Here is a 16,063-nt window from a genome sequence, read left to right as displayed (position 1 = left end):
TACCATCTCCATCGAGCTACTAGCCCATGAGTCCCTAGTGCTAGGCTAGTTCGCTTCCGATTATATCAGCTATTCACGTTCGTCTACTAAATGGTGTCTCAAGACAACTTCATTGTAATGACAAGATCTTAAAGTATCCTGTCAAATTATTAATTTTTTTTAAGATTTCACTCCCTTAGTGTGTAATATATCGCAGCAGGAAAATAGCAAGTGTTACCGTTGCTGCACCACCGAGACGTGTGGATACCTGGGCAAATGGCATGAGTCCCATTCTATCGGCTGCAGAAAGGATCGCAACATCCCCTGTTCCACCTTGACTGCATCGAGTAGAAGTAATAATCGCAGCTTCAACCGGATACATTTTCATCCACTTACCAGCAAAATAGCCACCCACAACCACGGTTAATACAGTTACAAAAATGGTGATGAAATAAGCAGGGCTAATTACAGAAATCAGTGCCTCCCATGGTGTTTTAGCAACACCTACCGCAAGCAGGAGCGGGTATGTTACGGCGATAACAAAGAAACGCTGCATTTGTTGCGCTCCGTCTTCAAGGAATTTTGGCAACCAACCAAAATATTTTGCCAGGAATGCCGCAAAGAGCATTACGATCGGACCAGGCAGGCCAATAAACTCAGCCGCTAAGATACCTACCATGAAGAATCCAATAGCTAAAATGGCTCCGGCAGCCATTTGGTAAAGATCAAGTGGTTTTTTGTTTTTATCCTCTGCAAGTCCCAGAACATCGCTATCCCCTGTTTTGAGTAGCGTGCCGTTACCTGTAAGTTCTGGTTTTCTATCTCCCAGTTGTTTCAACAAGCCTGCCAGGATAATAGCACACAAGCTACCCAACATGACCGCAGGAATAACCATGGCAAATTGTTCACCTTGGGTCGAACCTAAAATTTGGCTGTAGCCGATAGAGAGTGGAATCGCACCTTCACCAACGCCTCCCGCCATGATAGGAACTAGGATGTAAAACAAGGTATCATACGCAGGAATTCCCAAAGCCACACCTGTAAGCAAACCGACGCCTGTTCCGAGAATGGATCCGATCGTCAAAGGGACAGCCAAGCGAACGACGGCTTTTATCATAAGTTCCCGGTTCATACCAAGAATACTACCAGCGATAACAATTGCGATGTACACATACAGGAAATTGGTATTATCCATAAAGACAGTAACGGAATCAATGGCTGACTGCGGGAGAAGATGAGCATACACCATGTAAGAAGGAACAAACGTTGCCATAATTGCAGCGCCCCCGATATCCTTTAGAACAGGGATGCGTTTTCCAATTTCCGCCAAAATAAAACCGTACAATACCATGACAGATACAGCCCCGGGCATATCATTACCGAGCTTTCCGTAGTTCATCAGTAAGTAGACAACAGCCATAAACGGGATGTAAAGGCCTACAGGAATGACACCTCCAATCTTGTAATTCAACACCTTTTGCCATTTGGAATTTGTTCGTGGCTGTAGCTTAAGCTCTGCGGCTTCTTGTAGATTATTAGTGACCACTTGATCGCCTCCTTGAGATCAATCTGCGTTTTATCCTCGAATCAATCGCTAGCCCAGGTATTTACAAGATTTGTAGTAGAACGCTTTTTCACTCATTGGATGATTCGAGATAACTATATTGTAAAAAGCAAATCTTAAAGTATCCTGATTAATCCTTAAATGTTTTTAAGAACCATGCGATAAAATTACGTCAGCGTTTTCAAGACAAAAAAACTACGGTTGACTCATTTACTAAAACAGCTTGTTCAGTATTTTGCATAATTCGATTCCTGATGCTCGTAAGTACAATATATAAAGTTATGTATTTCCTTTTGCTTCCAAATTAAGGATGGCTAGAGAAATAATTAGTCGTAGAAAAAAAGCCCCCCGAGTCTATCGGCGTGCTTTCAAGAGAACGTATACAATTGGATTGAATTATATAGTTAATCTATCTTTCAACGGAAAAACGATATCCGATTCCCCAGACGGTTTTGATATATTTCGGATTAGTGGGATTTTCCTCAATTTTGGTCCGAAGGTGTCTGATATAGACCATAATCGTATTATTATCGACAACCGTATCTTTCCAGATGTTTTGATATAGCTGTTCTTTCGAAAAGACCTGATTAGGATGCTCCATAAAAAATTTCATGAGTTGTAATTCTTTTGATGACAACGCAATTTCCTGATTATTTTTATGAAACGTATAGGTATGATGATTGAATAGAAATGGTCCCAATGCAATGCGTGAGGCTTGTTGTTTTGATTCCTGCAGCTGGCGATATCTTTTAATCTGGTTCTTTACCTGAGCACAAAGTACAGGAGGACTAAATGGCTTGGTAATATAGGCATCTGCCCCAAGACCAAGTCCAATGATCTGATCTGTGTCTTCTTTTTTCCCGCTCAGAAAAATGATTGGCGTATGTATGCCCATATTGCGCGTTTGACCAAGCACATCATAGCCATCAATATTTTCCATCATAATGTCCAGGATGACGAGATCGAACGGCTCCTCGCTAATCATGCGCATGGCTTCCATGCCGTTTTCAGCCTGAAGCACAACCATTCCGTCGCCTTCAAGAACCGTTTTAATCAATTTTCTGATTGCGTTCTCATCATCAACAACCAATACTCTCGGTTTGCTCATTCTTGACCCCATTCCTTTCTAAAAGTCCTCCTACAAAAGCCCTTTTTAACAATACAAAAAAACATCACTTTTTAGTCTAGCATCATTTTAGCCAACTCTATATGTTGTATGTCATATAGCCTCAAAAAAACTAATTCCTTGTTAAATATCTTATTAAAACCTTTTCATTAATATTTTGGAAAAATCAATCCGTCCCACTTGTTGTTGTGAGTGGAGCATCTCCGCCTGTTTTCATCTTATGTATGGACCTTTACCGCAGCAGCGGAGCGGGTGATTTGAATCCAGAGAAGCGGAGCGTTCGCCTTTGCCTCTGAATTCCACCCCTGCTCTTATTTACAATCAAGGGGATTTCAGAGGCAACAGCGATCGGAGGATCAAATCACACGCGAAGCGGCCTCTAATGCTCCATACTCCTCTCCCCCATCTCCACAAACTGCTTTTGAGCCAGCTCGCGGTATACCTGGTGGGACTCTATTAACTCGGCATGAGTCCCTGCACCTGTCACCTTGCCCTTGTCCAACACAATAATCTGATCGGAGTGAACGACCGTAGACAAACGGTGAGCGATAACAATCGTCGTTCGTCCCTCCATCAAATTCGCCAGCGCCTTTTGTACCTCATGCTCGGATGAGCTGTCCAAACTGGAGGTAGCCTCATCCAGCATGAGAATGTCGGGGCTGCGAAGAAGCGCACGCGCAATGGCAATCCGTTGACGCTGCCCGCCGGACAGCTTCATTCCTCGTTCCCCTACTTCAGTGTCATAGCCTTGAGGCAAATCCATAATAAACGTGTCCGCATATGCCATCTTGGCTGCTTGTCTTACTTCTTCCAAATCAGCTTCCCGTCCCAATCCATACGTGATATTATCTCTGACAGTTCCGGACATCATTGAGCTTTCCTGCGACACATAACCGATTTTGGAGCGCCAGGAGGATAATGTATATGACGATATCGGATCATCTCCATAACAGATTTCCCCGGTATTTGGTACATAAAAGCGCTCCAACAATGAAAACAAGGTCGATTTTCCACTCCCGCTCGGACCTACAAATGCTGTCGTACGGTTAGCTGGAATGACCAAATTTGCGCTATGAAGAACCTCCTCCCCTTCGGTATAAGAAAAAGCAACATCATGCAGCACAATATCCCTGCTCTCTTTTGCCGCTTCCAGCTTCAATTCCAATGGCTCCTCTTCATGATCCAAAATACTCTGAATCCGCTCAGTAGCTCCAACCACCTTTTGCAAGCGTGAGTACAAGGTCGTGAATTGGGCCATCGGTGTAATTACCTGAAACAGTAGCAAAATAAAAGCCACTAAATCCCCGGCAGTCAGCATACCCGATGCTACTCGTACGCCACCTACACCCAAAATAATGACCAGTACTGCGGTTAGCAGAAAGGTAGAAATAGGACCTACAAGGGCCAAAATGCGGGATTCCTGTAGGCCAAAGCGGAACATCCGGTAGATGCGATCCTCCCCGGCCTTGGCTTCTCTGCTTTCCGTTCCGTAAGCCTTCACCAGCCTAATTTCACCTATAACCTGGCTCAGCACTGAGGTCAGATCTGCCATCTCGTCCTGCTGCTTTTTGGAGATGCGATACATTTTCCGCCCTACAGGAAATAAAATAAGAGCAGTTAGCGGAACAATCGTCAGAATAATGAGCGTCATAACCCAATCCAGATAAAATAACAGCGCAATACCGCCAATAATTGCAATCACATTAGAAATCAGATTGACAAGATACTCTGTAATAAGGTTCATAATCAGGCTTGTATCATTGGTGACACGGCTCATCGTATCTCCTGACCGATTTCGGTCAAAGTACGGGATGGGGAGAGACAAAATTTTATGCCATAAGCGTTTGCGCAAATTAGCCACAATTTTGTGCCCAGCGTAGTTCAGCATATAAATAGAAACTGCCGAAGCCACTGCTTGAAGCACAAAAGCCCCAAGCAAACCAAAAATGACCATACGATTCAGTGAAGAAAAGGTCAGGCCGTCGATCAATCCCTTGGTCATCAGCGGTACAATTAAACCGGCAACTGTCTGAACGAGGGTCAGAATCATGGCAATGATGAGAATGGCCTTGGGTGGGTGTGCACTCGCAATTAATTTGATAAACCGACCCATGCCGGCCTTATTGGGTCTTTTAGTCGACTTTTCCTGCTTCCAGTCCTGTTGCTCATCTTGCTGTAAATGATGCTCATTTTCCATAAACCATCAACCTCGCTTCCGAATCTGACCATGCTTGTCCAAACAACAACACCCGCGCTCTGCGCGGGTATGAACAGTACATCCTATCTTCGATTTTACTATACCAATGAATGAAGCACAAAGTTAGCTACAAACAGTACAGAAATGATATACAGAGCGACAGGCACTTCCTTGCCGCGTCCTGCTGCCAGCTTGGCAACAGGGTATGCAATAAAACCAAATGCCATCCCGTCTACAATGCTGTAAGTAAAAGGCATCATCACCATGATCAGAAATGCAGGAAACGCCTCGGTAAAATCACCAAAATCCATCTCACGTACATTTTGCACCATCAGCCCGCCAATAATGATTAACACGGGAGCAATCGCGCTATCAGGAATATAAGCCAGCAGCGGAATACAGAAGAACGTGGCCCCGAATAATATAGCAGTTACTAGCGGTGTTACGCCCGAACGTCCCCCTGCTGCAATACCCGCTGTCGATTCCGCCGCAGCTACCGCCGGACTGCTGCCTAAAATACCGGCAAAAATATTGGTCACCGCCAATACACGCAAGCTATTCTTAAAGGTGTCCGGTCTTCCAATCATGTTGGTCTGCGCAGTAATCATACCAATATTCTCAAATAGCACAATAAGCAGCAGGAGAAAAACAGCGATCCAGAAGGCAATCGAAGAAATACCTGAAAAGGACAGCTCTCCAAACAATTGCCCATACTGCCGCACGGTTTCAGACGTTCGCACCGTACTTGTCGGCTCTATAGCGCCCAGCACGTAAGCCAGCCCCGTTCCCGCCAAAATACTGATCAGCAGCCCTCCTTGAACGTTACGGACAAACAATACAATAGCGAGCAGCAACGTTGCACAAGCCGTGATCACCTTAGGGTCATTAAAATGACCGATGGCCACAAAGGTCGTTTGATGAGCAATCACAATACCGCTTTTTTGCAATCCGATAAAGGTTAAAAACAAGCCAATTCCTACCGTAATTCCATGCTGTAAATTATGGGGGATTGCCTGGCTAATCAGCTTGTACAAAGATGTAAATGCTACAACGGCGAATAAAAGCCCTGTGACGGTAACCACCATTAATGCTTCCTGCCAGCTCAGCTTCATCGAATGTACGAGCGTATAAGTGAAAAACGCATTAATCCCCATCCCTGGCACAACGACTATAGGAGATTTTCCACCAAAAGCCATCAGCAGACAGCCGATAATGGACGTGAGCAGTGTCCCGAGCATCGCCCCTTGCAGGGGAATCCCGGCATCTGCCAAAATGGTCGCATTGACCATCACAATATATACAACGGAAAAATAAGAAATGGCACCGGCGGCCAATTCCTTTTTCCAATGATGCTCGGCTTTGAAACCGAGACTTCTGGACCATAGTCCACCCTTCATAGCAAAGCCCTCCAGCAAGTTGTCCAATCTGGTTGCAGCAAGCTGCACTGTTTCAAAACAAAAAGAGCTGCAGTCTACTGTGACACCAAGTGAAGTGATGCACAGAACTACAGGTCTTAAAGTAAATACATACTACTGTAATCTATGAATGTACTGTCATGCTACTTTTCCAGCTTACACACCAGCGCACTCTAACAAATCCTTCACGGCCACACTGACCATGATCAAACCTGCTACCGGAGGTACAAAAGCATTGCTTGCAGGCGGCTGCTTCGCTTTCCGAATTTCAGGTGCGTTGGCAGGCACAATCTTTTTGGTAATTTCTTCACGCGGCTTCATGGGCTCCTCATCAGAGAATACAACCTTGACGCCCTTGGTAATGCCTTCCTTACGTAGCTTGGTGCGGATGACACGGGCCATCGGGTCCATTCTTGTCTGGGAAATATCAGCTACTTGGAAACGACTCGGGTCCATTTTATTCGCAGCGCCCATACTGGAGATCATCGGAATACCCCGTTTCAAGCATTCCTTAATCAAATGTATTTTGTAAACAATCGTATCCGAAGCATCCAGCACATAATCCAGATCGTATTTAAACAGCTCTTCATAGGTTTCTTCGGTGTAAAACATATTCAGCGCAATGGCTTCACATTCAGGATTAATCAGCTTCACACGCTCTACCATCAGATCAGCCTTTTTTTGACCTACCGTTGTTGTCAACGCATGAATCTGGCGGTTAATGTTGGTAATGTCTACAACATCTTTATCGATCAAAATAATACGTCCGACACCCGTCCGCGCCAGCGCCTCGACTGCAATCGAGCCGACTCCGCCAATACCCAGCACGGCTACCGTACTATTCTTCATAACTTCCAGACCCTCAGAGCCAATGGCCAGCTCTGTTCGTGAAAATTGATGCAGCATGTGGTATATCCTCCCTTACTGATTTTAACTTTACGTTTAAACACCAGCATACAAACCACGAACCCATTATCCATAAAAGGGTAACGGGTTCATGGCAATCATAAGCTATTCACAAGCCAATGGATGGCACTCGCTAAGCCAAATGTTCGTCTTAGGCTTTAGGCGCAGCAGGCTTCGGAGCAAGACGGATATGAAGCAGCTCCAATTGAGATGGATCCACTTCGGATGGTGCATCCATAAGCAGGTCAGTTGCACTAGCTGTTTTCGGGAATGCAATGGTTTCACGCAGATTTGTACGGCCTGCGAGCAGCATCACAAGACGGTCAAAACCGAAGGCAATACCTCCATGTGGAGGCGCACCATATTCGAACGCATTCAACAGATAGCCGAATTTATCTTGAACTTCTTCCGGTGACAGGCGGAGAGCATTGAACATTTTTTCCTGAACATCACGCTTGTGAATCCGCATCGAGCCGCCGCCTACTTCGTAGCCGTTCAGTACAATGTCATATGCCTCGGCACGAACCTGGCCTGGATCTGTATCCAAAATGGCAAGGTCCTCATCCTTCGGACGCGTAAACGGATGGTGTTCCGCTACATACCGTTTTTGTTCTTCATCATAGCCGAGAAGCGGGAAGTCTACAACCCATGCAAATTTGAATGTGTTATCGTCGATCAGTCCCAAATGACGGCCAATTTTCAAACGAAGCGCGCCCAATACATCAGCAACGACTTTTTTGTTATCCGCAGAGAAGAGCAACAGATCGCCTTCTTCAGCCCCCGTGCGCTCTTTCAATGCTTCGATTTCTTCCGGTGTAAAGAATTTCACGATAGGCCCCTTAAATTCGCCTTCCTTCACTTGAATCCAAGCCAAGCCTTTAGCTCCATAACGTGCAGCATACGGCCCCAGGTCATCAATGTCCTTACGACTCCATGTGCCACATCCTTTGGCATTAAGGACTTTTACCTCGCCGCCCTTTTCAATTACGGAAGCGAACACTTTTACACCACTGCTTGCCACGATATCATTTACATTAATCAACTCAAGGCCAAAACGCAGGTCCGGCTTGTCTGAGCCATATTTGTCCATCGCTTCTGCATGTGTAATTCGCTGGAACGGGGTTTCCAGTTCTACACCAATCGTCTCTTTGAACAGTTTGACCATAAGACGCTCCATCATAGGCAGCAAGTCATCCCGTTCCATGAAGGAGGTCTCAATGTCGATCTGTGTAAATTCAGGCTGGCGGTCAGCACGCAAGTCTTCATCACGGAAACAACGTGCCATTTGGTAGTAACGCTCCAAGCCGCTCACCATCAGCAATTGCTTGTAAATTTGCGGTGATTGCGGCAAGGCGAAAAACTCGCCTTCATGCACACGGCTTGGCACCAGATAATCACGAGCACCCTCTGGCGAGCTTCTCGTCAGAATCGGTGTTTCTACTTCGATGAAATCTTCACCGTCCAGAAAATCACGGAACACCTTAGCCGCTTTGGAACGAAGTTTCAACGTCTGGTACATCTGCGGACGACGCAGATCCAGGTAACGGTATTTCAAACGCAGCGACTCATCTACTTCTACGCCGTCTTCAATGAAGAACGGAGGTGTTTTGGAGGCATTCAATACTTCGATTTCAGTAACACGCACTTCAATTTCACCTGTAGGCAGGTTCGTATTGATTGTTTCTACATCACGCTTGACAACGGTGCCAGTAACCTCAAGCACATATTCACTGCGGACACGGTCTGCAATTTGCAGCGCTTCACCGGAATAGGCCGGATTAAACACGATTTGTACAATTCCGCTACGGTCACGCAGGTCTATAAAAAGTACGCCCCCCAAATCACGACGGGTCTGTACCCAACCGTTCAATGTAACTGTTTCTCCGATATGCGCATGAGTCAATGCGCCGCATTGATGACTCCTTTTCATAATACACACTCCTGTTTATGTTAGTAGTTAATGCTATATGACAGCCAGAGGGAAGCTCCCCCTGACTGATGTTACATCATGTTTTTCAACCTAGTTCTTCCACCAGCTGATCCAGCTTAACGGTACGCTGCTCACCGGTTTCCATGTTTTTCAGTGCAATTTCACCCTGTGCCAGCTCATCCTCGCCCAGAATCGCAGTATATCTCGCTTTAAAGCGATCTGCTGATTTCATCTGCGCCTTCATTTTACGGCCCAAATAATCTCGCTCTGCAGAAAATCCGGCTTGACGCAGCTTAAACAGCTGTTTGGTCACTTCCGTTTCTGCCGCTTCCCCCAATGCCACCATATAGACATCCAGCGGCTTGGCTTCGTTCAATTGGACACCCTGATGCTCCAGGATCAGCTGAATTCGCTCCAGCCCAATACCAAAACCAATCCCCGGCTGATCGGGTCCGCCCAGATCTCCAACCAATCCGTTGTATCGACCGCCTCCACCAATCGTGTCAATAGCACCAATTCCTTCGGCTTTGAACTCAAATGCTGTCAGCGTATAATAATCCAGTCCCCGTACCAGACGTGGATTGACCGTATATTCCACACCCATCGCATCCAAATTTTGCTTCACTTTCTCAAAATGTGTGCGGGATTCCTCATCGAGGCTATCCAAAATAGAAGGTGCACCGCCAAATTTGTCCTGGTCATCTTTGCTATCCAGCACTCGCAGCGGATTACGCTCGATGCGCGCTTGGCTCTCCTTGGTCAATGTATCCTTAATAGGCAGCAGGAAGTCAACCAAATGTTGCCGATAAGCAGCACGGCTGGCAGCGTTACCGACGGAGTTAATTTCTACCTGTACTCCTTTCAGGCCCAGCTCTCGGCAGAACTGATACCCGAAAGCAATAACTTCTGCATCCAGCGCCGGGTCCATCGCCCCGAATGCTTCAATGCCAAATTGGTGAAACTGGCGCTGACGTCCAGCCTGTGGACGCTCATACCGAAACATCGGACCAATGTAATACAGCTTGGTCACATCCGGCTCACCGTATAGTTTGTTCTCCACATAGGAGCGAACAACCCCTGCTGTCCCCTCCGGACGCAGCGTCATGCTGCGTTTTCCTTTATCCTCAAAAGTATACATTTCCTTTTCCACCACATCAGTCGTTTCACCCACACCCCGAATGAACAAATTCGTTTGTTCAAACATCGGTGTACGGATCTCTCGATAATTAAAGCGGCGACTAATTTCGCGGGCTTTTTCCTCGACTACTTGCCATCTTTCTACATTGCCCGGCAGCAAATCCTGCGTTCCCGTCGGCTTTTGAAAGGCCATTAACGTATCCCCCCATCTGTATATTTCTTGATTTTTGTTTCTTGATCACTCGCTATTTAAGCTCATAATAAAACAAAAAATCCCTCGCCCTGTTAAAATTAACAGGGACGAGGGATTGTCGTTTACAAATCACCCGTGGTACCACCCACATTCCGGAGTTTACCAGGACAGCCAGCGCGCAAAAAACGCTCAGTGCCCGTCAGCCTTACACTGACTCCGCTCATACGTATAACGCCCGTAACGCGCAGTACGGCTATTATGCAGGATGGTCTGCTGTTTGGCACAGTTACCTGTGCACTCTCGGCAGGTGCTCCTCAATTGTTCGCCGCCTGTTCTCGGGGAGGTCATTCGTCCGCTCATCAAGGGAATTTTTACAGCCTGGAAATTCCTCTCTGCGCTTGTGGGTTCGGAGTACTTGGTCCCGTCATCAAATCATTTTTCATTATTTTATGATTTTAATGAACTACTCCGACAAAGTCAAGACATTCCCTCTAGAAGCAGACAAATAAGTCTAAAAAAAAGAAAAAACCTGCGGAAACGGTCCGTAGGTTTAAAAAGATATATCAAAAGGGGGTCATGCCGTTATTATAAACAACGAATATTAAGGAATGATGTTTCGAATATTACAATTTCATTACAGGCACTCTGTAGCAGCTACATTCCTCAAGTAACGACAATCTGTGACAATCTCCGGCTTTAATCATAGCTGCGCCACATATCGTAATTCATCCTGATCACCGTTAATATAGACTTCTGTCGCACCAAGCAAGCCTCTGTCGTGATCCGTCGTTCCGCTCCAACAACTCTAAGCAGCAAAAAAGAAAAAGGAGCCTTTCGGCTTCTGGCTCCTTTCTCTCACTTACGGCTAAATATCTGGCCCTACCTGCGTGGCAAAGCATCGCGCCCCGGCTTGTCCATGGCTGCTGCAACATGCTGCAATAACGTATCAGCATCACGGGTAAGGCTGATCGCCTCCTGAATACTACCGGGGAAAAGCAGCGTAGCGCTTCGATAACCGTCCATTTTTGGGGTTTGACGCATTGCATCGTCTCTCCTGTCACCCTTAAGGCTATCTCACCCGGTTTATCACCGGTTGGGATGACATTATCGTCTCCATGAACGGTCATTTTATTCTGCTCATTGCTGATTCACGCCGTGACTAGGAACCAATTTGTACCTATGAACGCTCGCTATCCAGAATCAGCGTCACCGGGCCCCAGTTGGTCAATGATATATCCATCATTGCCCCAAAAATGCCCGTCTCGACCTCCAGACCCTTGGCTCGAAGCTGGCTGTTGAAAAAATCATACAGCTTCTCTGCTTCCTCAGGCTTGGCAGCTCCCATAAAGTTAGGTCTTCTCCCCTTACGGCAGTCACCATATAATGTAAACTGAGAGACAGACAAAATGGCCCCTCCGACATCCAGCACACTGTCGTTCATTTTACCTTCAGCATCCTCAAATATACGTAATCCCGCTGTTTTATCCGCCAAATAAACGGCATCAGCCGCTGTATCCCCCTGACCTATACCGACCAGCAGCATTAATCCGGTTCCGATCTCGCCGACTACCTTATGATTAACCGTTACCTGAGCGTCTTTACAGCGCTGAATGATGATTTTCATCGACTATCCGCTGTCTCCTTTAACCATCCCTTTAAAAGGTGCTTTGAGCCGTAGCACGGCTCCTTTACGCAGCCTATGAGGGCTTGTACCCAAAATACACTATAAAAAAAGGTATGAGCCTTCTTTTACGCTTACAAGGTTATTGCATAATGCGATGCACGGTGTATACATCTTTTACCCGTTTGATCCGTTCGACAACAGAATGCAAATGATCTGTATTGCGAATGAGAATCGTAATGTGAATCATTGCCATTTTGTTCTTGTCGGTACGGCCTGTCACGGCCGAGAAGCTGGTTTTGTTCTCGGATATAGCCTGAAGCACCTCGTTCAGCAGCCCGTTGCGGTCATGGCCTGTGATCTCAATATCGACGCTGTAATTGACCTCTGCTGCTTCTTCCCACTCAACCTCGATCACACGAGCCTGATCTTCCCCCGTACCCGCAGGAATATTCGGGCAATCTGTCCGGTGAACCGATACGCCGCGGCCACGTGTTACATAACCGATGATGTCGTCTCCCGGCACGGGATTGCAACATCGTGCAAAACGAACGAGTAAATTGTCGACTCCTCTGACGCTGACGCCGTTGGTCGGTGTTTTTTTGCGTTCGCTCTGCGGTTTGTACTCCTTGACCTCGGTTGTCAGCTCAATCAGCCGCGCCTCTTCCTGCTCCTTGCGCAGCTTCTCCGTCAGACGTGTACAGACCTGAGCTGCGGTTATACCGCCAAAGCCAATCGCCGATAACATATCCTCTATATCGTTAAAAGAGAATTTTGCTGCTACTTCCTGAAGCTTGTCGTCACTCATCCATACCGAAGGCTCTATATCGCGCTTTTTGAGCTCACGCTCCAGATTCTCACGGCCCTTTTCGATATTTTCCTCGCGCTTTTCTTTCTTAAACCATTGCTTGATTTTACTGCGCGCGTGAGAGGACTGGGCAATTTTGAGCCAGTCCTGACTAGGTCCATAAGAATGCTTGGACGTCATAATTTCGACGATATCGCCGGTTTTAAGCCGATAGTCCAACGGCACAATTCTGCCGTTTACCTTGGAGCCAATCGTTCGGTTACCAACTTCGGTATGAATACGGAAGGCAAAGTCCAGCGGAACCGATCCAGCTGGCAACTCAATAACCTCTCCCTTTGGAGTAAACACAAATACGAGGTCGGAGAAAAAGTCCATTTTGAGCGATTCTACAAATTCCGACGCGTCCTTCGCCTCATTTTGCAGCTCGAGAATTTCTCGGAAAAAGGTGATTTTATCCTCAAAGTTCGTGTTATTTGCTCCGTTGTTTTCTTTATAAGCCCAATGGGCCGCAATCCCGAATTCAGCGGTGCGATGCATATCCACCGTGCGAATTTGCACCTCGGTAGGTTCCCCGTTGGGACCCACTACGGTTGTATGAAGGGACTGATACATATTGGCCTTGGGCATGGCGATATAATCCTTAAACCGCCCCGGCATCGGCTTCCACAACGTATGGATGATCCCCAGCGTCGCATAACAGTCCTTTATGTTATCTACAATAATTCGAATCGCCAGCAAATCATATATTTCATTGAATTGCTTGTTCTTCGTTGTCATTTTTTTAAACACGCTATAAATGTGCTTGGGACGCCCAGAAAGGTCAGCTTGAATACCCATCTCTTCGAGCTTTTCTCTGATGCGTACGATAACATTATCAATAAACTGCTCCCGCTCTGCCCGTTTCTTATGCATCAAATTGGCGATGCGATAATATTGCTGAGGATTCAGATAGCGAAGAGCAATATCTTCCATTTCCCATTTAATCGCTGAAATACCTAACCGGTTCGCAATTGGACAGAAAATCTCCAGCGTTTCATAAGCGATTCGGCGCTGGCTTTCCTCCGACTGATATTTCAAGGTACGCATATTATGCAAACGATCCGCCAACTTAATAACAATGACACGAATGTCCTGTGCCATGGCAATAAACATTTTTCGATAATTTTCGTTCTGCTGTTCTTCCTTGGAACGGAACTGGATACGCTCCAGTTTCGTCAAACCATCGACAAGCATCGCACAAGTATCGCCAAAATGCTCGCGAATCTGCGCCAAAGACACCGTCGTATCCTCCACAACGTCATGTAAAAGAGCGGCGATAATGGAGATGGTATCCATCTGCATATTAACGACGATATCAGCAACCGCAAGCGGATGCAGAATATAAGGTTCACCAGACTTCCGAGTCTGCCCGGAATGGGCCTGCTCTGCAAAATCATAGGCGTCCCTGATGCGGATAAGATCTGCTTCTCTGGTATAGGCCCCGGCCTTTTTAAGTAATTGCTCTATCCCCATTCTGCTCTATTCCGTGTCCTTTCTATGCAAAATGGAACCCGCCGATCAATGTCGCGCAAAGGTTCCCTTTTAAAAGTGATTTCCTATAATTATGACGGTTACTGCGTCACACGTCAACTATTACACGTTTGGTATTGCCGTGTTATTTTACCATAGGTTATTTCGTCACATTTAGTTCAGTAAATCGGGATTGTTGGCGAAACGAAACGAATTATATTGAAAAAAATACGAAAAGTAATTAATGTATATAAGAATAATTGAAAGAACTAAGGAGTGAACTGCGTTGCAACGCGAAATTCAAGTTAATGAAAAGCTTCCGGTAGGACCCGGGTTCCTGCTCAGCGTACAGCATTTGTTTGCCATGTTTGGCAGCACCGTGCTGGTGCCGAATATTTTCGGTGTCGATCCCGGCATGATTTTGCTAATGAACGGTATTGGCACATTGCTGTACATATGGATCTGCCGTGGCAAAATCCCCGCCTATCTCGGCTCCAGCTTCGCTTTTATCGCTCCCGTTAGTCTCGTGCTTAAAAGCAATCCAGGCGTTAACGGTTATGCTATGGCCCTTGGCGCTTTTATCGCAACAGGTGTTATTTTCTGCCTCGTCGCACTGGTGATCAAATATGCCGGAACCCGTTGGCTGGATGTGGTATTTCCTCCCGCAGTCATGGGCTCCATTGTAGCTCTGATCGGTCTCGAGCTGGTTCCAGTAGCAGCAGGCATGGCAGGCATTATCAATTCAGGCCCTGCGAAAACCTGGTCTCCAGATCCCAAAACTATTACTCTTTCCCTTGTTACACTCGGAGTTACCATTCTGGGTGCGGTACTGTTCCGCGGATTTGCCAAAATCATTCATATTTTGATTGGAATTGTGGTAGGCTATGTACTTGCTTATTTTATGGGTATGGTCAATACACAGGCCATTGCGGACGCTCCTTTGTTCGGACATCCTGTCATTACCACTCCAATATTTAATACATCGGCTATGCTGACAATTCTTCCTGTCGCTCTGGTGGTCATCGTGGAGCATATTGGTCATTTGCTCGTAACCAGCAACATTGTCGGACGCGAGCTGTCCAAAGATCCCGGTCTGCACCGTTCACTGCTTGGTAACGGTATTTCCACTGTGATTTCCGGCTTTGTCGGCTCTACGCCCAATACAACCTATGGTGAAAACATCGGTGTCATGGCATTAACGAAGGTGTACTCCATCTGGGTCATTGGTGGCGCCGCTGTGATTGCCATTCTGCTCTCCTTCTCAGGCACCTTCTCAGCAATTGTATCCAACATCCCGGCTCCAGTCATGGGCGGCGTATCCTTGCTGTTATTCGGTGTCATCGCTGCCTCTGGTCTGAGAATCTTTGTGGAGCAAAAGGTCGATTTCGCCAAGCCGACCAATATGCTGCTCGCTACCGTCGTACTGGTTGTCGGAATCAGTGGTACAACGCTCACTTGGGGTGCGGTTACCCTGAAAGGTATGGCACTGGCAACAATCATCGGCATCGTCCTCAGCCTGTTCTTCAAGCTGATTGACGTGCTTGGCTGGTCCAGCGATAAAACACAGGAACCTTTAACGGAAAAAATACCCGATTAATACCTGTTCCTTTACATGAAAACGCCGACTCCATGAGATACGGGCCATCACACACCTGACTAGCATCCAAGTGTGTGGACT

General features: G+C 46.5%; 11 protein-coding genes. 1 reads left to right on the top strand and 10 read right to left on the bottom strand.

Annotated features, from left to right (window positions below; translation table 11 throughout):
- Nucleotides 1-175 precede the first annotated feature (175 nt).
- The 10 genes from L693_RS0108840 to L693_RS0108795 form a co-directional block, all read right to left on the bottom strand.
- Entirely contained in the window at nt 176-1,525 is a 1,350-nt protein-coding gene (locus tag L693_RS0108840) for a 2-hydroxycarboxylate transporter family protein (protein WP_025716949.1), read from the bottom strand.
- A 427-nt stretch (nt 1,526-1,952) separates the two neighbouring features.
- A complete protein-coding gene (locus L693_RS0108835) occupies nt 1,953-2,651 on the bottom strand; it encodes a response regulator transcription factor (protein ID WP_025716948.1) in 699 nt (232 codons plus the stop codon).
- A 397-nt stretch (nt 2,652-3,048) separates the two neighbouring features.
- Nucleotides 3,049-4,866 carry an ABC transporter ATP-binding protein gene (locus tag L693_RS0108830; RefSeq protein WP_025716947.1) on the bottom strand — a complete coding sequence of 606 codons (1,818 nt, stop codon included), beginning with the start codon at nt 4,864-4,866 and terminating at the stop codon, nt 3,049-3,051.
- A 98-nt stretch (nt 4,867-4,964) separates the two neighbouring features.
- Nucleotides 4,965-6,263, bottom strand: a complete 1,299-nt coding sequence (locus tag L693_RS0108825; protein ID WP_025716946.1) for an NCS2 family permease — start codon at nt 6,261-6,263, stop codon at nt 4,965-4,967.
- A 174-nt stretch (nt 6,264-6,437) separates the two neighbouring features.
- Nucleotides 6,438-7,187 carry a tRNA threonylcarbamoyladenosine dehydratase gene (locus L693_RS0108820; protein WP_025716945.1) on the bottom strand — a complete coding sequence of 250 codons (750 nt, stop codon included), beginning with the start codon at nt 7,185-7,187 and terminating at the stop codon, nt 6,438-6,440.
- Nucleotides 7,188-7,338: 151 nt separating this feature from the next.
- Entirely contained in the window at nt 7,339-9,117 is a 1,779-nt protein-coding gene (gene aspS, locus L693_RS0108815; RefSeq protein ID WP_025716944.1) for an aspartate--tRNA ligase, read from the bottom strand.
- Between the two features lie 85 nt (nt 9,118-9,202).
- A complete protein-coding gene (gene hisS / locus L693_RS0108810) occupies nt 9,203-10,447 on the bottom strand; it encodes a histidine--tRNA ligase (protein WP_025716943.1) in 1,245 nt (414 codons plus the stop codon).
- Nucleotides 10,448-11,326: 879 nt separating this feature from the next.
- Nucleotides 11,327-11,488, bottom strand: a complete 162-nt coding sequence (locus L693_RS30515; RefSeq protein WP_167518644.1) for a hypothetical protein — start codon at nt 11,486-11,488, stop codon at nt 11,327-11,329.
- A 136-nt stretch (nt 11,489-11,624) separates the two neighbouring features.
- Entirely contained in the window at nt 11,625-12,071 is a 447-nt protein-coding gene (gene dtd, locus L693_RS0108800; RefSeq protein ID WP_025716942.1) for a D-aminoacyl-tRNA deacylase, read from the bottom strand.
- Between the two features lie 139 nt (nt 12,072-12,210).
- On the bottom strand, nt 12,211-14,388 hold the full coding sequence (locus L693_RS0108795; RefSeq protein WP_025716941.1) for a RelA/SpoT family protein: 2,178 nt from the start codon (nt 14,386-14,388) through the stop codon (nt 12,211-12,213).
- A 283-nt stretch (nt 14,389-14,671) separates the two neighbouring features.
- Between L693_RS0108795 and uraA the strand changes: the two genes are divergently transcribed.
- Complete coding sequence (uraA, locus tag L693_RS0108790) at nt 14,672-15,982, top strand: uracil permease (protein WP_025716940.1); 1,311 nt, start codon at nt 14,672-14,674, stop codon at nt 15,980-15,982.
- The last annotated feature ends 81 nt before the right edge of the window (nt 15,983-16,063 follow it).

The organism is Paenibacillus sp. 1-18 (assembly GCF_000520755.1).
GTDB classification, from domain to species: Bacteria; Bacillota; Bacilli; order Paenibacillales; family Paenibacillaceae; genus Paenibacillus; species Paenibacillus brasilensis.
The sequence above is the reverse complement of the archived record's forward strand: the minus strand, read 5'-3'. Positions and strand labels throughout refer to the sequence as shown.